This is a genomic window from Pseudoalteromonas sp. T1lg21, from assembly GCF_002964625.1.
Classification (GTDB): Bacteria; Pseudomonadota; Gammaproteobacteria; order Enterobacterales; family Alteromonadaceae; genus Pseudoalteromonas; species Pseudoalteromonas gelatinilytica.
In genome coordinates, this window is sequence record NZ_PQBX01000061.1 from 15,379 (window position 1) to 39,009 (window position 23,631).

Genomic DNA, 23,631 nt, shown 5'->3' on the forward strand with positions numbered 1-23,631 from the left:
GCTAAGTTATATCAACGGCCTTGGGAGATTGAGTTAAACGGGTTAACATGGCTAATTCGCAGTAAGAGACCTATCATTACCTGAAAAGGGAAATGACAGTGAGGGATCAGGATGACTACACCACTACACACTTCTTTGAATCAATACTTTGGCTTTAATGAGTTCCGCCAAGGTCAGCAACAAACCATTGAGCAGTTATTAAATCAGCAATCGTCGTTGGCAATTTTTCCAACTGGCTCAGGTAAATCTTTGTGTTATCAATTAACCGCATTGCACTTACCCAACTTGACCTTAGTGGTATCGCCATTATTGGCGCTGATGAAAGATCAAATCAGCTTTTTAAATAGCAAAGGTATTTACGCGGCAAGCCTTGATTCAAGCCAAACCGGTGATCAAAGCCATACGGTAATGAGTGAAGTGCGATCAGGGAAGGTGAAAATTTTAATGGTCTCAGTTGAGCGTTTTAAGAATGAGCGCTTTCGTGAATTTATTAAACAAGTGCCTATTTCGATGCTGGTGGTTGATGAAGCGCACTGTATATCTGAATGGGGTCACAATTTTAGGCCTGATTATTTAAAACTGCCGCGCTATCGTGAAGAGCTTAATATACCCTTGGTATTGCTACTAACCGCCACCGCCACTAAAAAAGTAAAGCGCGATATGTGTGAGCGTTTTGCTATTGCCCCAGAATGTGTGGTGCAAACTGGCTTTTACCGAAGCAACCTCGATTTATCAGTGCTCAGTGTTGCAAGCCAAGAAAAACCTCAGCAATTAGCAAGTATCATAGCCAGCCAACAAGGGGCTGGGATTGTCTATGTCACCTTACAACATACCGCTGAGCAAGTGGCCGAAGGCTTGGCAAGAGCCGGCTTTAATGCGGTGGCTTATCATGCAGGCCTTGAGGATGATAAACGCTGGCAAATTCAAGATGATTTTATGGCGGGTAAAATCAATATCGTTGTGGCAACCATTGCTTTTGGGATGGGCGTTGATAAGTCTGATATTCGCTTTGTGATCCACTATGATTTGCCAAAATCGATTGAAAATTATAGCCAAGAGATTGGCCGCGCAGGGCGAGATGGTGCGCCATCAAACTGTTTTACCTTAGCAAACCTTGATGGCTTAAATACCGTTGAGAACTTCGTTTATGCCGACACTCCCGAGCAAAGTGGGATTGACTATGTCATCAATAACATTCGTAACGAGCAAACGAACAACCAGTGGGAAATGCAAGAGTATAGCTTATCGAGCGAAAGTAATATTCGTGCTTTAGCGTTAAAAACCTTACTGGTGCAGTTAGAAATGCAAGGGGCTATTACACCTTTATATGCCTATTACGCCGATTTTAAATATAAGTTTTTAACGGAGCAAAACGAGCTACTTAGCCAGTTTGATGCTGACCGACAAGCATTTTTACAACAGGTATTCAATCATACTGAGTTTAAGAAAATTTGGGGCACACTTAATTTTGATGCGTTAACCCGTGCCACTCAAGTTGATAGAAAGCGCGTGGTTGCAGCGCTCGATTATTTGGCCGAAAAAGGTCATATTGCCCTTGAAACTAAACGTATTACGCAAGTGTATGAGGTGAATAACTCGGTAATAAACCACGCTGATTTAGCACCGCAACTTCACCAATATTTTATCGAAAAAGAACAGGCCGAAATTAAACGTATCGCCACTTTAGTACGCTTTTTTGAGCTAGATAGCTGCTTAAGTTATAACTTAGCTCGCTATTTTGATGACCAAAATGCACCCCAGCAATGTGGCCATTGTTCAGTGTGTAGAGGCCAGCAGGTAAAACTTAGTTATTCATTAGTGCATCAAATGCCTGCGCAAAATGTGATTGCCAGCAAAGTTGCTGAGCTTAAACAGCACTTAGCCGCTAAAGGGGTGAGTGAAGTCAGCATCGATACTCAGTGCCGCTTTTTAGCGGGCATGAGCGTGCCTTTATTTACCCGCAACAAAGTCAGGCAGCTTTCAGGTTTTGGCCTTTGCGAGCAGCAGCGCTACAGTGACATTAAAGCCCTGCTACAGCAGTTGTAGCAGGGTTTTAGGTGTACAGTTTTAACACTAAAAAGTGTCAAAACTGTATACTTAACCAATTTGAATACTGGTAGTCGGGTAGGTCAAAGGTTGGCTGTGCTGGCGAGCAAAACAATAAGCAAAGGTTAATGGCCCAACCCGACCTATCAACATCAATAGTATGATGATGAGCTGACTAGGCGCACTTAAATCCCCAGTTATACCTCGCGAAAGGCCTACGGTACTGAGTGCCGAAATTGCCTCAAAGGTGATATCTAGTAACGACCCTTGTTCAAGCTTGGTGATGATCATAATGCTGGTAAAAGCGATAAATAAGTACAGTATCATGACGCTTAATGCCTTGATCACCAGCTTGTCGCTCAGTTGACGGTTAAACACGGTGACCGTGGTTTGCTGTTTTAAATAGCTTCGCATCGCTAAAATTAGGATCACAAAGGTGCCTAGTTTTATGCCGCTCGCCGTACTGACTGAACCACCGCCAATTACCATCAGCAGCATAGTCAAAAGCGTTGAATCTTGACTCAAACCATCAATTGGTAGGGTATTAAACCCTGCGGTACGAGGAGTCACCGCTTGAAACCAAGCCGTTAATGTTTGCTCAGACGTTGATAGCGGCGCTAATGTTGCAGGATTGGCGTGTTCAAAGAAAAAAATCAATATAAATGCGATGCAGTTGAGCACTAAGGTGGCAATTAACACCAGGCGGGTATTGGTTGATAGTAATGACCAGCGCTTTTGTTTGTAGATATCAATCAGTACGGTAAACCCTAAACCGCCGATGATAAACAAAGCGGTGATCACTACGTTTACGGTTATATCGCCCTTGAATGCCGATAAGCTATCGCCACTTAACGCAAAGCCCGCATTATTGAACGCCGAAATCGTATAAAACAGACTGTGATAGGCGCTTTTTAGTGCGCCATAGTCATCGAACCAACTAATAAAGAGTAAGCAAAATGCCACCGACTCAATCACTAATGAATACACTAAAACATACTTAGCGACCTTGATCACCGAGGTTAAATCGTTGGTGTCAAAAGCGCGGCTAGCGAGTAAGCGTTGCTGTAAGCCTAGGGTTTTTCCTAAACTTAAAATTGAAATCACCGCCACGGTCATAAAGCCAATGCCACCTATTTGAATCAGCAACATGACCACGCTTTGACCAAATACAGTCAGATCAGTACCGGTGTCGATGACCACTAGCCCTGTTACTGTAACCGCAGAGGTTGCCGTAAATAATGCATCGAGCCAGCTGATCGGTTGAGTGCTTGCCATTGGTAGCATAAGCAAGCCCGTGCCGAGCAAAATTAACACAATAAAGCCGATAGTGAGCACTAAAGGTGGGTTTATTTTTTGCCGCTTACGGCACTTTACACCGCTAAATTGTTTAGGGTAAACATTGGCTTGCCAGTTAATCATAATGCACGAAACCGTTTTGCTAATTTAGTTAAGTAAGTTTTAGAGCCCAGTAGCACCAAACTATCGCCGTGGCGCAGTTCGGTATCGTTAGTCAGCTCTGTATTGAAGTAATCATCACGTCGTAGTGTGAGTGGTTTAATATCGCTATTACGCTCTTTGAGTAGCCAGCCAATTTTGCGACCTGAAAGCTGCAGATCAATGCCTAGTTCAACAATAAATGTGGATTGGTTAAGCGGGAAATATTGATTAACCATTGGGTAGTTAAGCGCTTGTGCAACCCTCACGCCCATTTCTTCTTCAGGGTGAATGATGCGGTCAACGCCGAGTTTACTTAGTATTTGATGGTGACTTTTGGTACAGGCCTTTACCCAAATTTGCTTTACGCCTAAGTTTTTTAAATGCAATACACATAAAATACTGGCTTCAATATTCTCGCCTATGGCCACCAATACGGCTTGGCAACTAGGTAAATCGAGCCGTGCTAATTGTGTTTCATCACTGGCATCAACCACCACGGTAAAACTGAGTTGGTCGGCATAATGATTAACGGTGCTTTCGCTAATATCGGCAGCACACACTGTATGACCTTGTTTTGAAAGTTCTAAACAGGCGGTTACGCCAAAACGTCCTAATCCGATTACTGCAAACTGAGCCATTGTCTTTCTCGCTGTTGTGGGTACGCGCTAAATGCTAATGGCAAAAAAACAGAAGTCTTTAGAGAGGTTGAAAGCTTTATAAAGATTTTATGCCGAGATAAAAAAACTTTATAAAAACTTTATAGTGACAAAATTGAAAAGCCTTTAATCTAATAGGGACAAACAATAAGTGAAAAGATGATGCAGTCAGTATTCAAAATACAGTATTTAAAAGCCGCATTTTTAAGTGTGTTGATGCCACTTGTGGTGGTGCTTGCGATATTTCCGTTTCGAGAACTGTTTACAACCACCGATATTGTGATGCTACAGCTACTGTGGGTGACATGGGTTGCGGTGCGCAGTAATCGTCGTGTTGCAGCGCTTACCACCTTGGTGAGTGTTGCCTGCATGGACTGGTTTTATGTGGTGCCTTACTTTACTTTTCACATCGAAAATATTGAATATGTGGTCACCTTTTTGGTGATGTTGATTGTAGGTTTAGTGATAAGCCACCTTGCCGGAGAGCTCAATACCAAGGTTCGCGATGTGCAAGCCCATGCAAGTAATAGTCGCTTATTGTATGAGTTAGCAAAAAAGCTTAATGATCTCGATAGCCTTGAGGAGCAAAAGCAGCTGTTTTTAACAACCATGGCCGCGCATTTAAAGGTTGCATGTGACTGGCAGCTAACAGCGTCTAAGCAGTTTATTTATTTAAATGAACAACAAGCGGAATTTGGCGGCATCGCGTTTGCCAAATCACTTAATGCAGAGCAACAGGCTTTGGCGAATACAGCGTGCTCTTTACTGTATCAGGTTCAAGAAAAAACTTTACTACGCGAGCAATCTGCGGCGATAAAAGTACAGGCGGAGCTTGAGAGGTCAAAAAACACCTTATTACGGAGTTTATCCCATGACTTACGCACGCCATTAGCGACCATTATGGGCGCATCAAGCATGTTGGCTGATGATGATATTCAACTAAGCTCTGAGGTTATCAAAGAGCAAGCTGCTAATATTTATGAGCAAAGTAAAATTCTTAACCAGCACTTTGATAAAGTCATGGAGCTCAGTAAAGTGAATAAGTTAGCTGAGAATATTAAATGGCAAAAACTACCCATTTTGACCTTAATCAGCGAAGCTAAATCACGCCGTCAGCAACAACTACAAAACTTTAAACTGCATATCGAAGCTCAGCAACAAAGCATCTGTTTTGGCGATGAAACCCTACTGGAAATTGCCTTTGCCAATATGCTCGAGAACGCAGCCCGTTACGGAGATGGTTCGGCGAACATGCAATTTATTGAAACACGCAATGAATACCAAATTGTGTTAACCAATCCTTTTGCGAATAAGCATGAGACGAGTCAAGATGAAGGCGTTGGTTTGGGGAGTGTGATCTGCGATGTGGTTGCTAAATGTCATAAAGGGCGCTTTGAATTAACCCTCAATGAGAAGACAAAGCAGGCAACAGCTAAATTAATTTGGAGTAACAGCCGTGGCTAATATTTTGGTTTTAGAGGACTCACCGCCTCTGCAAAGTTTTTTAAAAACACTATTAAAAGCCAGTGATCATGAAGTCAGTGTGTGCGCCAAAGGGCTTGATGCGTTTGCACTTTTGAGCCAGCAGCAGTTTGATTTAGTGCTGCTTGATTTAGGCTTGCTCGATATGGATGGGCAAGATTGGCTGGTGGAGTTTAGGCAGTGGAGTCTGCTCCCGGTATTAGTACTTTCTGCACGCGATGGCGAAACAGAAAAAGTCACCGCGCTTGATAACGGCGCCAACGATTACCTAACCAAACCATTCAGCGCAAACGAATTATTAGCGCGTATTCGGGTGCTACTTCGCACACAAACAACACCAAGCCTAACGTTGCAATGTGGCGATATTCACATCGACCCGCATAAACATGTGGTCCGTAAAGGCGCTGAAGAAGTTAAACTAACTAAAAAAGAGTACGCTATTTTGCTGTTGTTATTTCAGCAAAAAGACAAGGTGTTAACGCATAACGCCATTTTATCTGAGGTGTGGGGAGAGCAGTATATTAATCGCCCTGAATATGTTCGTGTACATATTGGTCAGTTAAGACAAAAGCTTGAACAAAATGCGGCGAGTCCTAAACATATCTTAACCGAGCCTGCCGTAGGTTACCGCTTAGTTGAATAAACTATCGCTTAACAACGCTTTAAGTTGTGTTTGTCACAGACCTTAGGTACTGTTTTGGGAAATAAAATAATAAAGCGGAAATCTTTCATTGGCTATGCATCAAAACACTGGGCAAGGCATTAGTTCACTGTCGAATACCCAGCTTGAAGACGTGATTGCAGAAATTGAGCAAGCTATAGAGTGGCATCAGTCATGGTATAAAAATTTGTTAAGATGCTTAATTGCAGATACTCCCGCAAATGAACAAGACTTAGCAGATAATGCTCATAACCTCTGTCGCTTTGGGCAATGGTTTAATAAGCTTCCCGAGCAGACCCTAAACCTTCATCCATATTTTTCAGAAATCGCTTGTGCACATAAAAAAATGCATCAAGGTGCCACGGTCCTGTTATCGTTAAAAGAAACTAAGTCTGCTATTTCGGTCAATCTATTGGATCAGTTTCATGCCGATTTAGATAGGTTACGTGAGTTATTTGACACCCTTATTGATGAGTTCTCTGAACTGCTGCACACCCGAGACCCTTTAACGGGTGCATCAAACCGAACAAACTTAGTAGAAAACCTGCAAAAAGAGCATGAGCTGTGTAAACGTAAATCGCTCAGCTGCGCGCTGATAATGATCGACCTTGATCACTTTAAGCAAGTAAATGATGAGTTTGGCCATGCAGTGGGCGATAAGGTGTTAATCGCACTTGTTAAATGCATTAAATCTCATCTAAGAGAGTACGACCAATTGTATCGCTATGGCGGCGAAGAGTTTTTAGTCTGCTTACCGCAAACAGAGCTAGAAGGTGCCAAATCACTTTCTGAGCGATTAAGAGCTGGCGTTGAAGTTTTAAAAATTGAAATTGGCAAAGGTAAACACATTAATGTGACAGGCTCTTTTGGTGTTGCGTTAATAAATGCCGATGACGATATCGAAGCAGCAATCGAAAGGGCCGACCAAGCTATGTATCAAGCTAAAAAGTCAGGCCGCAATCGAGTGTCTGTGGCTTAGATTACGCTTTAACACCAGTGAATGCTTTTATTAGGCCTGCTTGATAAAAAGGGTAAACGCCCGTAAAGCCTGACTCGGCAATGATGTTTTCAATGACGTGAGTCTCTTTTAAAGCAACGTCATTTTCATAAGCTAGTTTTACTTTTTCAATTTGTTCAGGGCTGACTGCGGCTGATGACATAACACTTAACCAGTGATTAAGCTGCTCTGGGTAAGTGCTGGCACTTTGATTGGCACTTAAGTCTGCGCTGACAAGTAACCCGCCTGGTTTTAAACGTTTGTGAATATCTGCAAAAAATGCCACTCGTTTAGGTTCATCCACAATAAACTGCGACACTAACACGGCTGTCGCTGCATCAAAGGGCATCAAGTTTTTGAGTGAATCTACATAGCCATTATGAAACTGGCAGCGATGTGCAACCCCTGCTTGCGTTAAATTGTGTTTGCATACTTTGATCATTTCAGTCGAGGGTTCAACAGCGGTGAAGCGAAATGCGGGAAATGCCTGTGCTAAATGCAAAATTTCATTTCCGGTACCCGCTCCAACGCAGAGAATATGCGCATTGCTTGGCAGTTTGCTGAATAAAGGCGACATCATAAAATACAAGGCTTGGCTAATAGGCGCCATGTTTTGCCATTGTGAATCGTAATTAGCTGCTTGTTGATCAAATAAGGCGGTGACTTCGTGTTGTTGCATAATAAAAACTCATTAGGTAACTTTAAGTGTTACAGAAGTGGTTAGCTTACTTTATTTTAGATAACTTTAAAAGTTACTTAATGGGGCATTCATTTGTTAGGTTGATTTAAGCATATTAATTTGCTTAATTTTTAGGGTGAATGTGAGACTGAGCTATATCGCCAATAGTGTTTCGACTATGAAACGATAATAACTTTGCAAATTCAAAATCAGTAAGCTCAATGTCGTTATTCGATGTCCAGGTAACTTTGTAGCTGGTGTTACTTGGGTGTCCGTCTAGTGATAGCAAGATAGTTTTCTCGTTTGGTTGCGCTACGTGACTGATAGATATCAGTGTTTCAAAGTTTGTTGTGGCACCACAGTTTATGACTGAAACCACGGCTTGTTTGTCTTTATCTGGTGATAAGAACACTTCATATTGCTCATCACCACACCAATTTGGTGTGATAGCTGAAATACCCCAAATAAGTAACGCTAGGGTGCTAAACCCCCAAAAAATAGCAGCACCGCTATGCCAAAGTATTTTTAACGCTTTACTCATCCTCGTCCTTTAGTTTTTATTGTGAGGTTTTATTAATGAAAAGAGATGCGCATTAAAGAATTGCTGTTGCTTGAACATCGCGTTTTTTAAAATGGCATCTTGCTTGAAACCTAGCTTTTGTAATAACTTTATTGAGGCGGGGTTATCCTCACACACATACGCAAACACTCTGACGATATTCGTTTTAGTAAATACCGTTTCGAGTAGCATCGTCGCTGCCTTTGCAGTGATCCCTTGTTGCCAATACTCTTTTGCCAACCAGTAACCTAACTCGGCTGAGCGATTAAATTCAAACTCGCCTTGGATCACGCTCACGCAACCAACCAATTGATCATCCAACGTGATTGCTTTTACAAGCTCGCTCTTACTGCCTTCAGTGATCCACCAGTTTGCGTCGCTTGCGGTATATGGACTCGGGATTTTACTTGAAAGAAACTGAGTGACGCTTGTGTCGTTTAAAATTGAGATTAATTGTTCAGTATCTTGTTGTTGAAAGTCGCGAAGTGAAATCACAATTGCATCTGTACCTAAAATAGTTGTTTTTATGGTTTTGTTATTGATAGCAAAGAATGAGAATGGATACTAGCAAATGTTACTTTTAATCACCTTTAATAACGATTTATGCCGCTTCGCTTTATTGGCAGTCGTTTAGGAACGGTGTATGCTAAATCTAGTTTAAGCTTATCAAAAGGATTGATATGAAGCGTGTTTTTCTATTGATTGCAGCGGTTTTTGCAACCTCTCTGCAAGCCAATACTGATGTATTATCAGTGGATCCGGTCATGCTCTCTGGCAGTGCTTTTTCATTTGAGAATGATGCCAAGCGCTACCCTAAGCAAAGTCAATTTAACATTGTCCATAGTGTATTAATGAGCAGTGAAAGCGGTCGGCGTTTAGCGGTTGTGACGATTGAAAACAAAGCATCGGGATCGCGAATTATTCAGGCTGACCATATTATGGCGCTATTTGCCGATGGGCGTCGTGTGCATCCTCAGAGCTTTGACGAAGGTATTAAGTTAGATGATGGCGAAAAGCGTTCTTTGACCTTATCTTTTGGTGAAAACGAATACCCAATTTTAGCGGTATACACGAGTTTAAATGAGTAAAAGGAAGACCGATGAAACAACTTAAGCCACTGGCAATAACACTACTTTTAAGCTCACCGTTAAGCTTTGCGGTTGATAGCCAAGACTTTGTTAAAGATAACGTTTTCACTCAAGGCGTTGAAGGGCCAACCATGTATAACGGTGCCTTATACGCGGTGAACTATGCCCAGCAAGGAACCGTTGGCCGCGTTGATAACATGGGCAAAACATCGTTATTTGTGCGCTTACCGGATGACAGCGTTGGCAATGGCCTACAGTTTGACTCACAAGGCAATTTGTTTATTGCTGATTATGTTAACCACAATATTTTAAAAGTACCTGCTGGCAGTAATAAAGCAGAAGTGTTCGCCCATAATAGTAAAATGAATCAGCCCAATGACATTGCTATCACTAAAAGTGGGGCGCTGTTTGCAAGTGATCCTAACTGGGCGAACGAAACGGGTCAGCTATGGCGTATCAATGCAGATGGCAGCACCCATTTACTCGAAAAAAACATGGGGACTACCAATGGAGTAGCGGTTAATAACGACAACACCAAGCTCTATGTGAACGAGAGTGTGCAGCGAGTTGTTTGGCAATATGACTTAGATGAGAACTTAAACATTAGTAATAAGAAAGCTTTTATTAAGTTTACAGATCATGGCTTAGATGGCATGCGCGTTAATAATCAAGGGCATGTGTTTATTACTCGTTACGGCGCAGGGAAAGTGCTTGAAGTATCGCCTAACGGCAAGCTCTTAAATAGCTATCAATTAAAAGGCCAGCATCCAACGAATTTGGCTTTCAACGAAACGCAAAACAAAGTGTATGTCACCATGCAAAAGCGCGGTGCAATAGAAGTCATTGAGCTTTAGCCTTGTTTTGCTCGCGCAATCGCGGCAGTGATTGCCGCTTTTGCCTGCGGACTATTTTGCCAACAACTTGAATGCAACATCGACGCGACTCGCTCAGCAATGGTGTTGGCATCAAACCCGGCTAACTCCTCAAACGATTCAATACCAATTTCTTCAAACCGTTTTATCACCGTTGGTCCGACACCTTTGAGTGCTAATAAAGCGCTGCGCTCTTGCTCGTTAAATGGCATTTGTTCGTTCCTTGTTCATTGCGTTTATAAAATGATGAGGGTCATCTAGTCCCAGGAAAACAGTGTTGATATCACCCATAGGTTCAATGAGCTTAATTTTAATATTCGGGTAGCCAGAATAGTTGTAACGTTTGATTGAACGAGCGCGTGCAATAAAGTCGGTATTTAAATTAATGGATTTGATATTTTCTAAAGCAATATTGTAAGCAGGATAGAGCCCACAGCGAATAATGAGTTGCGATTTACTAATAGAAACAGGACGCTTTGCAACTGCTCGGTATTCTGCAATGAAAAATAAAAGACTAAATATAGTTAAACCAGTGATTATGTTTGCTGCTGTTGATGACCACACAAAGTGTATGAAGAAGTGCATCATGGGCAGTTCTAATAAGATTATAAAAATAAAGCCAAGTAAGTTAGCTTGTGCGCCGTCTTTATTATGATAACTAAAATGTTGTTCACCAGTGAAATAACTAGGTTTAATGTGTTTAGCGTAAAATAAGAAAGCCCACATCCGTGTTTCGAAACATAAAAAGTTTGCAATAGCACTTTGTTTGAAAAGCTTGTTAATTGGCCTTTCTATAGCTGTGTCTGGGTCGGTCTGCTGGCTTAAAGCGGATTTTATTGCCAGGTACACAGTAATAAGAGCGCTTAGCTCTAAAATGACAATCAAAGCTAAAATCCCGTAACGACCTTGCTCTAAGTAATGCATTAAAAACTTGTTTTGTTCAGGAATAATGTAACTCCCCACTAAAATAGCGAGTGAGCACAACATCAAGGCTTTTAAAGCTGCTTCTTTCTTATTTTTAATTAATATTAAGCAAAGTACAGGTAATACTATCAGTGCATCAAGTAGGTATAACCATTCAAAATTTGCTTTGCCAAAGTCATTTAGTGGATGCATTCCCTGGTAATAAATGCCCCAAAAAAGACTAATACTGATTAGGAAAATAAATGGAATTTTTGACTTTACTGATTTGAGCATTACATCTTCCTTGTCGCTTTATTGCTTATATCTTAAACAACAATCTATGCGCTGTCCCTTTTTATTCTGGATATATTCGTACTTTTTAAAATAAAAAAGCGCACCGGGCAGGGTGCGCTTGAAGACAATATTACAAGGCCAGCAAAATAACTATCTAGTTAGTGACCTTTAATGTTGGGAAGTCATAACTACCTTCTTGAACCTCTTTGCTAGGCCCGTATAAGCGCATAATGATATAAGCATCTTTTTCAGGGATCGGTAACCAGTTTGAGTCACTTTCCTTACCTTTTGCACTCAGCTTTATCGTGTACATGCCGTCAGCATCAGGTGTAAGTGTGCGGTCTCCACGGCTATGACGATTAATCTCATTGTGAGCCATTAAACGGTTATCAGAACCATAAACTGTAAACGACCAAAATTGACTTACATCAGGTGCTTTAAAACGCATAATGTATTCTTTGCCGTTAGCGCCATTGATGTTTTTACCGTCGCTACCTGTTTCAGCTTTTAAGTATACTGACTCATCAGGTGGTAAACCCCATTGACCTAAGTAGGTGCCTTCCGCGAATAAATCACGCTCTCCATCGCTAAGTTGCTCACGAGTACCAAGTAGTTTTCCTGCATTGGTCATTTCAGGGGCGAGTTTAACAAGGTGAGCCATGCCTAGCTCTTTGCCTTTTTTAGCGGCGGCTAGTTGGGCTTTACTAAAGTCATCTTTACAAGCTTCAAGACCGATAACATTATATTTATCAAGCCATTTCTTGTCAGCGGTTGCCATGTCTCCATCACATAACACGTAGTTAACTCGTTGCACCCAATTGGTGTTTTCAGGGTTTGGATAGCTGCGCTCTTTCGCTTTTGGCCCTGCTACACCTAAATAAGCTGAAAGCGTGCGAATATTCCACTTATCCATGTAATTTAATGCGGTTTTCTCATCTTCTTTGCCAACGGCCATGATACGGCCCATTAGTTTTAAAAGATTTGAATCAACACGAATAACTTCATCAACACTTGCTGGAACATCACCTTGCCAAGATCGAGAAGCAAACATAAAACTGCCACCTTCATTACCACGTAATCGTGAGCCGATCATTGACGTGGTGTAATGGCCCATGTCCATTGTGTGTAAAATCCAGTAACGTCCTTTATCCATATCTGGAATACTCACAATCACAGGTTCTGCGGCTACATCTAACCACCCCATTAGATGTAAGGTATCGTTATTGATAGTTACGTGTGCGGTATAAGTATCATCTGCTATATGGCGAATATTTTGAAAGCGATTAAGTGGGGTGTCTGTTTCAACAGCGGTTTCATAAAAAAACTTATATGCTTCATCAATTGAGTATGCATAGATGAATGCATCCTCGGCGAGTTTGTCTGGTATTGCATTTGCTAGGGCGGTTTGAGATGCAGCCAACAAAGTTAAACTGAGTAACGCTTTTTTCATTATTAACTCCTTTTATATGCTTCGGTGAGGAAAGTGAATAAGAAACACGAGTTCACAAAGAATAAAGTAGCGTAAATGTAAGTTTTTGGGAACGATTTTTATACAAAAATTGTATGAATTATCGCCGTGTTGATTCAGCTCAAATTATTCCGGCAATAAAAAAGCGCACCGGGCAGGGTGCGCTTGAGGGGATCAATCCTGTGTAGCTAAAACAGTAGGATTAATTAGAAGCTTGGGGCATATCTCAGTGAAACACCGACTGAGCGGCCAATCACACTATAATCACTCACGGTGTTAAAGTGGTTTGCGCCTACTTCAGGTGTTGGTGGTTCACGGTCTAATAAGTTATCGACACCAAAGTTAACAGCAAGTTCCTCATTAACTTGCCATGCAGCGGCAAAATCTAAGTAATTTTGTGCTGAGATTGTTTCTGAACGGTCGACAGCATACTCTACTTCACCGATTCTGCGCCAGCCAAGTTGGAAGTTCATGTTATCTAACTGCCAATCAATGCTTGCGCGGTGTTTGTAATCAGCTTGCAGGATACTCGCAAAGTCACCCGAACAGGCGCTGCCATAAGTTCCCTTACAGTCAATTTCAGCCACCGTACTGTTGTTTTGACGGGTTTGTTTAGTAACAAAGTTACCTTGGTACGAGAATCTAAAACGACCACCCATTTGCTCAGGTGCATCAATTACATAATTTGCTGCAACGTCGATACCTTCTTGCTCAATCGCGGCTAAGTTAAAGTCATTAACGATGGCTGTGCTAATAAAGCCAGTGTTTGGATCGCGAAGTACCGCACCACACAATGGGTTATTCGGATTCGGGTCATCAACATAACAGCTTTGTAGTGCAGCACCTGGTTGAATTTGGCTTACCGCATCTGTTACACGAATACTGTAGTAATCGAGTGATAAATCAAAGCCTTCTAAATAGCTAGGTGTATAAACAATGCCTAATGTATCTGATTCAGCTTGCTCAGGTTTAATATTCGGGTTACCACCATAGGTGTACTCTGCCGTGCTTGAATCAAACTCGGTGCCAACAGGTGGCGCACCAAACGCAGCACATTGAGTCGCATCACCGGTGCCCAGTAAACATGGATCGCCGTTATAACGCCCTGCTAGTCGTGGCACAAACTGGTCGCTATTTTGGTCAAATAACGATAACGATAGCGCTGTGATTGGGCTGGCAAACTCACCTAAGTTAGGTGCTCTAAACGCGGTTAAGCGGTTGGCGCGAATACGAATGTCGCTGTTTATTGCCCAGTTGATACCTAGTTTGTAAGTGTCTTCTGCTTCGGTATTTGAGTAATCAGAAATACGGTAGGCACCTTCAAAGCTAAGCTCTTCAGCAAAAGGTTTATCAACTAAGATAGGCACTAAAATTTCAGCGTAGAACTCTTCAGAGCTAAAGCTTGCATCCATATCAAATGCGCTGATAGACGCAAAGCTGGTGCCGTTTCTAAATGCATCGCCCGGTGTTTGTTTACCGGTTTCTTTACGGTATTCATAACCGATTGCAAAATCGATAGCACCGGCTGGTAATTCAAATAAGAACCCAGAATCACCCGATAGCGTTGCTGAGATCACACTTTGAGTACGGTCGCGAGTGGTATAAAGCAGCGGATCGCTAAAGTCGCTGAAATCAAGGTTGGGATCAAAAATATCCACTGAATTTGCAAGGGCAGCAAAGCGACTATTACCGCTGTTATCATTGCGGTATGCGTTGTTGTAAATGGTGGCCACTTCATCCGTTTTGCCGTACTGGCCATATACGTCATAACGTAAGTAGTCAGTAATATCACCTTTTAAACCCAGTTGAAATTGCATTGAATCACGCACCGCTTCGGTGTGTTGCACACCTAAACCCAGGTTACGTTCAACATTAACAAGGGCATTGCCTTCGCTATCAAACGTGAGTTGGTCACGTAGTTCATCAGGAATATAGGCGTTGTCTTGCGTGAGGGTCACTTGTTCGTTAACAAAAATCGGTGTTTGGCCACTGGCACCCGCACCATTTACGGTCACTTTAGAATACATTGCGCGGCCATAGGCAATGGCACTGTCGCTCACATCAACGTCAAATAATAAGCCCGCAGAAAAACGGTCCATCGGTTGAGTTAAATAACGGTCAGCTGTGAAATCAGTTGTTTGACGCTCACTTGTTACAGCACCTGAATCAGCAATACCGATGCTGTTGCCAGAGGCAACGTCAGTATAATAACCACCGCTGTTGATCATTGCCGTTGAGTTTTCAAGCGCATAGTCACGCTCGCCAGCTAACAGCTCTTTTCGTTCGGTGTAACCAATATAGCCTGTTACATGGCCGCGACCATCTGCGATGTCACCACCAAAAATTGCTTCAAAGTTAAGCTTTTCGTTACCACCGTCGGCACTTTCGTAACTGGTTGAGAATTCAGCGCCAGTAAAATCATCGTCTAAAACAAAGTTAACAACACCGGCTACCGCATCGGCGCCGTAAACCGCTGCTGCACCACCTGTTAATACATCAACGCGTTTAATTAACCCGGCAGGAATAGTATTCACGTCAACCGAGTTACGAAAACTAAATGGTACCGCGCGAGTGCCGTCAATAAGTACCAACGTACGGTTTTGACCTAGGCCGCGTAAATCAATCGTTGATGAGCCAAATGAGTCACCGACTGTGGCACCTGTGCTGTTTGCACCCGCCGCAGCTTGTGGCAGTTTTGCGGTAATATCTTCAACGTTCACTGCACGGTCTAGGTGAATTTGTGCTTCATCAACGCTCACCACTGGACTACTTGAGACCAGCTCGGTACGTTGAATTCGTGAACCTGTTACGGTGATCACTTCAGGTTTTTTTACTTCAGTAGTTTCTTCTGCGTGGGCATAACTAATTACTGAACTTACAGCGAGAGCTAGAGGTGATAGCAGCAATAGCGAGCGGTGCCCTGTTGATGTATTTGCTTTCATGATGATTCCCTTGCGTTTTATCATTTAAATCAACGCAGGTTGGTGTCTGACCTAGACCATTTAGTTAATTTAATGAGTCATACTTTTTGTTATGATGCTTGTGTGTTCTCCTTTTGGGGAGCTCACCGGTACAGTTTTAAAGCAATTTAAAAGTCTTTGCAATAATTATTCTTTAAATCTATTATTTTAAAATATAAACTATTCCAATTCGTCAACCCGCTTATTTACATCTAATAAGCTGATTTTAAGTGATTTATTTATGCATCAACATATTGAAAAACTGTATTTAAGCGCAAAAAAAGAAAGAAAATTAATAATTGGTCTAATGAGTGGCACCTCATTAGATGGTCTTGATATCGCGCTATGCGAAGTATCAGGGCAGGGCATGGATACTCATGTAGAAGTATTAAAGTTTACGACGGTAGACTACGACGATGATTATAAAATGCGTGTGAAACGAGTGTTCGCCAAACGCGAATGTGATCTTGAAGAAGTCACTTTACTCAATCCTTGGATTGGTCAATTACATGGTGAAATGGTTGCCAAAACGTTAGCCAGCTGGGGAGTAGCAAAAGAACTTGTTGATGTGATTGCCAGCCACGGACAAACTATTTATCACTGCCCTAAAAACCAACACAAGCGTGCAGAATATGGCAATGCAACACTACAAATTGGTGACAGCGATCATTTAGCGGTGACTGCAGGTATTACGACCATCGCTGATTTTAGACAAAAGCACATTGCAGCGGGTGGCGAAGGTGCACCGCTTGCGGTATATGGTGACTACTTGTATTTCACAAGTACCAGCGAAAACCGTATATTGCTAAATATGGGCGGCATTGCAAACTTAACCTACTTACCTAAATCTGCAGATGCACGAGCGGTTTTTAGCTCTGATATAGGCCCAGGTAATACCATTATGGATGCCTATATACAGCGTTATTTTGCTCCACTTCATTATGATAAAGATGCCACTATTGCAGCAAAAGGCACGGTAAGTGAAGATTTACTCGCAGCGCTATGTGATGATGCGTTTTTTGCTTTAGGTTTTCCAAAAACCACCGGGCCAGAAGTGTTTAATATAGACTATTTAGCAGCAGCACAAGCACGCTCGAATACGCATAACTTATCGCACTTTGATGTGATGGCAACTTTAGTGCAGTTTTCAGGGGTAATGATTGCTAAAGCAATTAACCAATGCAGCGAAGGCTTGACCGATGTGGCTGTTTACGCCAGTGGTGGTGGAGTTCATAACCCATTATTAATGGACATTATTTTGGCTAATTGCCCAGCGCTTCTGAGATAAATAACACCGATTCGTTGGGGATAAATCCAGATGCAAAAGAAGCCGTGTTATTTGCTATTTTAGCGAACGAATGTTTGTCGGGGGGGCAGCAACGCTTTGGTAATACCGAGCAAGGGATCCCCGATATTACCATGGGTAAAATTAGCTTTGCTGACTAGGCCCTAGAAAAAGGCTAAAAAGCTTGCGCCAATATTACTGATGTAATGGCGTAAGCCATGGTTTTTAGCTTGCTCAGAAGTTAACAGCTCTGGTGATGTGCTCGCTGCAATGCTGACATCAAACTGGGCGCTGTCTTTAAGTGTTGCATGCATGCCGTGCAGCATTAATTGCAATACAAATTCACCACTGTGAGTAACGTTTTCTAAGGTAAGCATAATAACGTGCTGCTCTAGATCGTGTTGCGTTAAAGTGTGTGCAGTAAAATACGCAGACTCACGTGCATCAGGGCGCGTTGCACTGATAGAGATCACATCACCTTCATGGGCATCATCTGGCAGCACACAACAAAATACAACACGCTTTTGCTCATTAGCCGCAAAATGCAATTGTTCATATTCCATAGTATGCGCAAGCGCAGCACATAAAGGATCTTCACTAGAGGGGAGTGCAAACGAAAGTTGCACCAAGGCACTGTCCATTACTTCTTCATTACGTTAACTGATTAAATTAGCGTCAATTATTGATCAGTTAGATGACAGAATTATGACTATTGTCATATTGCGGATTATTTATTTCAGAAACAGAGAAAAGTTGAATGTTTGATTCGTTAAATCGGATTTAAATCTGTCATTTTTAATTGTTGTTGAACTCCTACTTAAAGCTAAGAATAAACAGTATTTCGTCCCCCTCTTTTTGCCTTATAAAGGTGTAAGTCGACTCTTTTAGCTGCCTGTTCAGACGTTTCATTTGGTTCAATTTCTATAACACCTAAACTTATCGTTGCGCTTATAGACAATGATGTATGTTCCTTTTCGGCAACAGAAAGCCTAATACGCTCGGCAATATCTTTTGCATGCTCTAAAGATTGATCTTCAAGCACAATTAAAAACTCTTCGCCGCCGACACGACCTACCCGATCAGAACAACGGACTGTTTGCACAATCGTATTGGTTATGGAAATGATTAATTCATCACCAATATCGTGACAGTATTGATCATTGACCGCTTTAAAATGATCGATATCGATAGAAATTAATGAGCTGACTTGCTGATTGAGTTTGTTTTGCAGCATGACGCTTCGTTTTAAATTTAATATAGCTCTGCGATTCGCTATGCCTGTTAGTTCATCTTTTAAAGCGAGTATTTCAAAGTACTTTTTCTGGCGAACTTGTTTGAATGTATAAACGGCGAATAAGAGTAAACACAAGCAAGTTATCATCATAGTTAAGCCTTGCCAAAAAGACTTATCTTCGGCTACAGCTAAAAGTTTTTATTGTAGCTTTGATTCATGCTCTAAACGAGAAATCTCAAGGATCTGCTGTTCATAATTAAAGTTTAATCTGGCAGAAATAAGAGTGTTATTTGCGATAGCTTGTTGTTTATCTTTAATTAAAGCGATTAATTGTTGTTGAGATGCTATTTGTAAGGAAGTATCTCCTGTTGCAGCTGCAAGCTGAGAGGTTAAATTTAAATAACGCTCCTTTAAGCTCTTGGGCCAAGATTGTTGTTGCCCGGCGGTTATCTTCTCATGAAATGAAAGGGCGGCTTGCAACTGAGCTGTAGCCAAGTACCATTCTGATTTAGTGAAGTTGTAAAGAGTCAAAATCCAGCTGTCAGTAACCGAGAGCGTGTTCAACTCCGTTAGATATGACTCAGCCTGAGATAAACTATTAAGTTTTATATTGAGTTCTGTAAGTTTTATTAATATGTAAGCATAGCCGTTGTCGCTTTCGAAACGGCGAACATCTTGTTTAATCGACTCGTATAGCTCAACTGCCTTTATTAAGTCGCCTTTTTCTTCATAGGCATACGCGAGTTGATCCGTTACTTTGTACTGCTCTTGCTCATTGAATTTCGTTAACGCTAATTTGGCTCGCTGCAGCTGCTCAATTGCAAGTTCATAGTTGTACAGCGCTATGTGAATATCGGCAATTTCTTTTAATGCGAGTGCTTTTTCGTAGTCATTACCTGCTTTTTCAAATAACTGATAAGCAGTTTTAGCAGAGTCGAATGCCTCTTGATAGTTGCCTTTAGCTAACTGAATACGGTTAAGTACTATGTGGGCAAGCGCAATAATTGAGAGTTTTTTTGAAGAGGTTATTTCGTTTAATGACGGCGTGTTAATTATTGGTTTTAAGTGTTCTAGAGCTGTTTGATAATTACCTTGAGTATACTCTTGGTTTGCTTCACAGACAGCAAGATCCTGTATTAAGTTTAAATTATTTGCTTGATGAATAACTGGTTTGGCTGTTTCTAGAAACTGTTTATATTCACTAATCCCGTTAGGAGTTGAAGGATTGGAAAACCAACATTTAAACGCCATCACTTGCGCATCATCTAGCGCATTTTCATAAGGCATTTGCTTTTCTAATCTAGCTAAAATTTCGACAGATTCAGAATATGTTGTATAACCGTGAAGAGCACGGCTGATTTCACTCTGAACATCCTTTGCAGCCACATTGGTTGCAAAAAATAGCAACAAGCACAATATCCTTATCATTTGAGCATTACTCCATAAAGCTACTCTGATACCAATCAATGATATTTTCTTATAATTGCAGCTAGCTTAGCATAATGAAATTATTGTTTATAAGATTTTACGTTGAAAAAATATAAATAATTTAATGCTTTAAGCTATGCTTGGTTGCTTTTGGGATTTGAAAGTAGCTCAACACAAAGTAATGGAATTGTGTACCTAAAATGGTATGGTTACTTTAAATAGTTTTAATTAAAAGGATGTATTTTTCATGTTAAACAAAATATTACTTTGCAGTGCTTTTTTATTTTCTGTTACAGCACTGGCTGAAAGACCAGACTATTTTAATGATGAAATAGATAAAGAGTATCGCGCGGTATTAAAGCACATGGATGAAATGATGCCGCAAACCGATTTAGAGCTTGCCTACTTACCCTCTTTTTATCCGTTTAGCATCTTTGATATTCATGCAACTAAATTTACAAATGACAAAGATAAGCAAGCGTTCACTAACTTTAACTTAGGTGTGCTTGGTAGCCAGTTTTTAAATGTTAAAGAGCAAGTTGGAACAAAACTTCCAAATTTAGTTATTTGTAAAAAAGAAAAGTGTACTGAACAAAGACTTAAGTTAATTCGGTCATTTTTAGATGTATCGGAGGCTGAGGTTTTGGCATTTAAAAATAGCCAAACTTTAAAACTTGTACAGCAATCTGCGCCGCACGTGTACCGTGTTAACAATACTTTTTATTCTCCCACCCAATTAATAAGCTATACACCATCAAAATATGCTGGGTTTGTACCCTCTGCCGATTATAAAATTTTAAGCCCTGATGCAGAGCCAAACTTGATGGAGCTATCAGCTGATACACAAGAACTCAGAGATTTAATGGTTGAGTATAAGGTTGCAGCTATTACAAAAGATGAGTATGACAGCGTCAATGTGATCTTTGGTGGCCTTAGCGATAATCATTGGGGAGTAGTCCTTTTAGAGAAATACACTATACCTAAAAGCGGTGATAGAAATGCTTTTGGCCTAGAGTACGACATAATCAAACCGCTCTCCAAGACAAGTTTTTATTATCAAACTAATTAAACCAAGTTTTTCAACAAACATTTATCAATGGAGTAAACAATGGGGTTGTCTGAAAATAACAAATCAAAGACCCATAGTTTTGTGTTGAAAAGTTTTGGATTAATAACACTTTTTATATCTCTGACAGGAAATGCTGCCGAACAGCAAATACAGCAGCAAGTTGATGCGTTTATTCAGAGCCAATATAAAGACCACGTCCTAGAGTTAGTCTCTGATAATGAAATTGGCCAATTAAAGCGTTTTTATGAGCATAGTGATGGCAGAGTCTCTATATTTTGGATTTATCAAATAGGCAATGTTTGGTTAGAGAAGTTGACTCTAATTAAGGTTCGGGGTGATGGTTATAGCGAGTTGTCGTCTATTTCTTTTAACGGCGTAGTAGATAGTACGAAAAAGATTGGCGAAGAGCTTGCCATACAATTACGTACATATGATAAAAGTGATCCTCGTTGCTGCCCCAGCAAGAAAACCACTTTACGCTACCGTATTTATAATAGTGATTTAGTTAAGTTATAGCCTGATTGTTTTGCTTCAGGATATAAATCAAGAATCAGCAAATATGATATTCGCCATGTGGTTTGTTGCTGAACATAAAGGCTTGTAACTCAGATTTAAGTACTTCGACGATGTCGTTTGTAAATGGCGTTCTTATTTCACCAGAGTCTAAATATCTCAGTAAATCAATTTCATGTTTAAGTGCTGACTGAATCGAATAACTAATTGGGTAGGTTACTTTAAACTGTTTATGCGATATCACATTGTCGTGGTTTTCAATGTCGACATAGAAAGTTAATTGCTCGTCTTCTTCGCAAATGTCGCTACAGGTGCCTTGCTCACGAATACAATCCAAGACAATATTTCTGATGAAAATATCAAATTCGTTCATATTAATCCCTCAATTTTTGCCCATCCATTGGGTACAACTGAAATCTAGCAAAAAATAATTAATCTAGCCAATTCAATTTTGCAGCTTTTGGATTAACTCTTTCTGAACGTGTTGGTTTAAAAGCATTAGGGGGAGGGGAAGTAGTTAGTTAATAGTCGTTAGAGGATAGAATGCGCGAAACAAGTTTCACGCCTACGTTGTAGCAGCGGCTTTATGCCGCGTCATTGATAAATATTACGAGAAACGAAATACGAGAAACTAGAAACTAGAAACGAAATACGAGAGGCGAGATACGATGGGCGAGGTAAAAACGCGATGTGAAATCACTACTACACAATCAGGTCCATACCAAATATAAAATCTGACGGACTAAAGCCTGACCTACAAGGTCGTCATTTATGGCGACAAGGCTCGAGGGAGAAGCGCACCTCGCACCTCGATCCTCGCAACTTTCCCCTTTCCCCTAATAACTCGCTAACTACTCCTAAAGCCTAAAGCCTAAAGCCTAGAGCCCAGAGCCTAAATCCTAGCCCCTAAATCCTAGAACCTAAATCCTAGAACCTAAATCCTAAATCCTAGCCCCTAGCCCCTAGCCCCTAAAACCTCTCCCCTCACAATCTCTGCGCCTTTACTTAGCGCACTAAGCTTGGCGCTTGCTATGTGGCGAGGGAGGGGAGCCATACCGCAGTTTGTACATGGGTAAAGCTTGTCGGCATCAACATATTTCAGGGCTTCTCGTAATGTCTGTGCTACCTCATCAGGGGGTTCAATTTCATTGCTTGCTACATCAATGGCACCAACCATCACTTTTTTTCCACGTATGAGTGCTAATAGCTCAATGGGCACGCGAGAGTTGTGGCACTCAAGTGAAATAATATCGATATTCGATTTTTGAAGTTTTGGGAATACTTCTTCGTATTGACGCCATTCATTGCCTAGTGTTTGTTTCCAATCAGTGTTGGCTTTAATGCCATAGCCGTAGCAAATGTGCACGGCGGTTTCGCACTTTAAGCCTTCGATTGCTCTTTCTAGGCACTTAATGCCCCAGTCATTAACATCATCGAAGAACACATTAAACGCGGGCTCATCAAATTGAATAATATCAACACCCGCAGCTTCGAGTTCTTTCGCCTCTTGATTGAGGATTTTGGCAAATTCCCACGCCAGTTGTTCACGGCTTTGATAGTGGGCGTCATACAAGGTGTCAATCATGGTCATAGGGCCTGGCAGCGCCCATTTTATAGGTTGCTTGGTCTGCGAACGTAAAAACTTAGCATCTTCAACAAACACGGGTTTGCTGCGTGATACCGGGCCAATTACACTTGGTACACTGGCTTCGTAGCGATTACGAATGGTCACTGTTTTACGGTTTTCAAAATCAACGCCATTTAAGTGTTCGATAAAGGTCGTTACAAAGTGTTGGCGAGTTTGCTCGCCGTCGCTCACGATATCAACGCCAGCTTGTTGTTGCTCTTGTAAGGCAACACGCAGCGCGTCTTGTTTGCCGTCGATAAGCTCTGCGCCTTGCAATTTCCAAGGCGACCATAAGGTTTCAGGCTCAGCAAGCCAAGCAGGTTTTGGTAAGCTGCCAGCTGTCGATGTGGGTAATAACTTTCTCATTTTTACT

The 23,631-nt window shown here is 41.3% G+C and carries 22 protein-coding genes and 1 pseudogene; 9 read left to right on the forward strand and 14 right to left on the reverse strand.

Translation table 11 applies throughout. From position 1 onward, the window contains the following. The first annotated feature begins 111 nt into the window (after nt 1-111). On the forward strand, nt 112-2,046 hold the full coding sequence (locus C2M25_RS16770) for a RecQ family ATP-dependent DNA helicase (protein WP_105181631.1): 1,935 nt from the start codon (nt 112-114) through the stop codon (nt 2,044-2,046). Between the two features lie 51 nt (nt 2,047-2,097). Here C2M25_RS16770 and C2M25_RS16775 read toward each other — a convergent pair whose 3' ends face one another. Continuing rightward, entirely contained in the window at nt 2,098-3,465 is a 1,368-nt protein-coding gene (locus C2M25_RS16775; protein WP_105181632.1) for a TrkH family potassium uptake protein, read from the reverse strand. Then, the gene (locus C2M25_RS16780) at nt 3,462-4,121 is read right to left on the reverse strand and encodes a potassium channel family protein (RefSeq protein ID WP_054553462.1); all 660 of its coding nucleotides are present in this window, start codon (nt 4,119-4,121) and stop codon (nt 3,462-3,464) included. The genes C2M25_RS16775 and C2M25_RS16780 overlap by 4 nt, the downstream gene beginning before the upstream one ends. Nucleotides 4,122-4,298: 177 nt before the next feature. On the opposite strand from C2M25_RS16780, the gene C2M25_RS16785 reads away from it, so the two are divergent. The 3 genes from C2M25_RS16785 to C2M25_RS16795 all read left to right on the forward strand — a co-directional run bounded on the left by C2M25_RS16785 (nt 4,299) and on the right by C2M25_RS16795 (nt 7,261). After that, nucleotides 4,299-5,603: a DUF4118 domain-containing protein gene (locus C2M25_RS16785; protein ID WP_234003599.1), complete on the forward strand. Its 1,305-nt coding sequence runs from the start codon at nt 4,299-4,301 to the stop codon at nt 5,601-5,603. Further along, nucleotides 5,596-6,264, forward strand: a complete 669-nt coding sequence (locus C2M25_RS16790; RefSeq protein ID WP_054553464.1) for a response regulator — start codon at nt 5,596-5,598, stop codon at nt 6,262-6,264. Before C2M25_RS16785 ends, C2M25_RS16790 begins: the two co-directional genes overlap by 8 nt. A gap of 94 nt (nt 6,265-6,358) precedes the next feature. Continuing rightward, nucleotides 6,359-7,261 carry a diguanylate cyclase gene (locus tag C2M25_RS16795; RefSeq protein ID WP_105181633.1) on the forward strand — a complete coding sequence of 301 codons (903 nt, stop codon included), beginning with the start codon at nt 6,359-6,361 and terminating at the stop codon, nt 7,259-7,261. A 1-nt stretch (nt 7,262) separates the two neighbouring features. Here the strand turns inward: C2M25_RS16795 and C2M25_RS16800 are convergent, their stop codons facing one another. The 3 genes from C2M25_RS16800 to C2M25_RS16810 form a co-directional block, all read right to left on the reverse strand. Beyond that, nucleotides 7,263-7,958, reverse strand: coding sequence for a class I SAM-dependent methyltransferase (locus C2M25_RS16800; RefSeq protein WP_105181634.1), 696 nt, complete (start codon nt 7,956-7,958; stop codon nt 7,263-7,265). A 124-nt stretch (nt 7,959-8,082) separates the two neighbouring features. After that, complete coding sequence (locus C2M25_RS16805; protein ID WP_105181635.1) at nt 8,083-8,499, reverse strand: hypothetical protein; 417 nt, start codon at nt 8,497-8,499, stop codon at nt 8,083-8,085. Nucleotides 8,500-8,508: 9 nt separating this feature from the next. Beyond that, complete coding sequence (locus C2M25_RS16810) at nt 8,509-9,012, reverse strand: GNAT family N-acetyltransferase (protein WP_105181636.1); 504 nt, start codon at nt 9,010-9,012, stop codon at nt 8,509-8,511. 185 nt (nt 9,013-9,197) lie between these two features. Between C2M25_RS16810 and C2M25_RS16815 the strand changes: the two genes are divergently transcribed. Further along, complete coding sequence (locus tag C2M25_RS16815) at nt 9,198-9,605, forward strand: hypothetical protein (protein WP_105181637.1); 408 nt, start codon at nt 9,198-9,200, stop codon at nt 9,603-9,605. An 11-nt stretch (nt 9,606-9,616) separates the two neighbouring features. Next, a complete protein-coding gene (locus C2M25_RS16820; protein WP_105181638.1) occupies nt 9,617-10,459 on the forward strand; it encodes an SMP-30/gluconolactonase/LRE family protein in 843 nt (280 codons plus the stop codon). Here the strand turns inward: C2M25_RS16820 and C2M25_RS16825 are convergent. From C2M25_RS16825 to C2M25_RS16840, 4 genes are all read right to left on the reverse strand, one after another. Continuing rightward, the gene (locus C2M25_RS16825; RefSeq protein WP_063704060.1) at nt 10,456-10,689 is read right to left on the reverse strand and encodes a helix-hairpin-helix domain-containing protein; all 234 of its coding nucleotides are present in this window, start codon (nt 10,687-10,689) and stop codon (nt 10,456-10,458) included. The two genes, C2M25_RS16820 and C2M25_RS16825, sit on opposite strands and share 4 nt — an antisense overlap. Then, complete coding sequence (locus tag C2M25_RS16830) at nt 10,679-11,674, reverse strand: hypothetical protein (RefSeq protein WP_105181639.1); 996 nt, start codon at nt 11,672-11,674, stop codon at nt 10,679-10,681. Before C2M25_RS16830 ends, C2M25_RS16825 begins: the two co-directional genes overlap by 11 nt. 154 nt (nt 11,675-11,828) lie before the next feature. Then, the gene (locus C2M25_RS16835; RefSeq protein WP_105181640.1) at nt 11,829-13,124 is read right to left on the reverse strand and encodes a DUF1254 domain-containing protein; all 1,296 of its coding nucleotides are present in this window, start codon (nt 13,122-13,124) and stop codon (nt 11,829-11,831) included. A 224-nt stretch (nt 13,125-13,348) separates the two neighbouring features. Then, nucleotides 13,349-16,084, reverse strand: coding sequence for a TonB-dependent receptor domain-containing protein (locus C2M25_RS16840; protein ID WP_063704064.1), 2,736 nt, complete (start codon nt 16,082-16,084; stop codon nt 13,349-13,351). Between the two features lie 259 nt (nt 16,085-16,343). Between C2M25_RS16840 and C2M25_RS16845 the strand changes: the two are divergent. Beyond that, nucleotides 16,344-17,548, forward strand: a pseudogene (locus C2M25_RS16845) (anhydro-N-acetylmuramic acid kinase). A 3-nt stretch (nt 17,549-17,551) separates the two neighbouring features. Here the strand turns inward: C2M25_RS16845 and C2M25_RS16850 are convergent. The 3 genes from C2M25_RS16850 to C2M25_RS16860 all read right to left on the reverse strand — a co-directional run bounded on the left by C2M25_RS16850 (nt 17,552) and on the right by C2M25_RS16860 (nt 20,088). Then, complete coding sequence (locus C2M25_RS16850; RefSeq protein WP_105181641.1) at nt 17,552-18,028, reverse strand: hypothetical protein; 477 nt, start codon at nt 18,026-18,028, stop codon at nt 17,552-17,554. Nucleotides 18,029-18,210: 182 nt separating this feature from the next. Continuing rightward, nucleotides 18,211-18,771, reverse strand: coding sequence for a GGDEF domain-containing protein (locus C2M25_RS16855; protein WP_105181642.1), 561 nt, complete (start codon nt 18,769-18,771; stop codon nt 18,211-18,213). Nucleotides 18,772-18,819: 48 nt separating this feature from the next. Then, nucleotides 18,820-20,088, reverse strand: coding sequence for a hypothetical protein (locus tag C2M25_RS16860; protein ID WP_158679737.1), 1,269 nt, complete (start codon nt 20,086-20,088; stop codon nt 18,820-18,822). A gap of 208 nt (nt 20,089-20,296) precedes the next feature. Here C2M25_RS16860 and C2M25_RS16865 point away from each other — a divergent pair, with 208 nt between their 5' ends. Together C2M25_RS16865 and C2M25_RS16870 are read left to right on the forward strand one after the other, a co-directional pair. Further along, nucleotides 20,297-21,118 (forward strand): hypothetical protein, encoded by an 822-nt coding sequence (locus C2M25_RS16865; protein WP_234003600.1) that lies wholly within the window; start codon nt 20,297-20,299, stop codon nt 21,116-21,118. Nucleotides 21,119-21,157: 39 nt separating this feature from the next. Then, complete coding sequence (locus tag C2M25_RS16870) at nt 21,158-21,634, forward strand: hypothetical protein (RefSeq protein ID WP_105181644.1); 477 nt, start codon at nt 21,158-21,160, stop codon at nt 21,632-21,634. A gap of 34 nt (nt 21,635-21,668) precedes the next feature. Here the strand turns inward: C2M25_RS16870 and C2M25_RS16875 are convergent, their stop codons facing one another. Beyond that, nucleotides 21,669-22,004, reverse strand: coding sequence for a hypothetical protein (locus C2M25_RS16875; protein WP_105181645.1), 336 nt, complete (start codon nt 22,002-22,004; stop codon nt 21,669-21,671). 582 nt (nt 22,005-22,586) lie between these two features. Beyond that, nucleotides 22,587-23,624 (reverse strand): methionine synthase, encoded by a 1,038-nt coding sequence (locus tag C2M25_RS16880; RefSeq protein ID WP_105181646.1) that lies wholly within the window; start codon nt 23,622-23,624, stop codon nt 22,587-22,589. Nucleotides 23,625-23,631 lie beyond the last annotated feature (7 nt).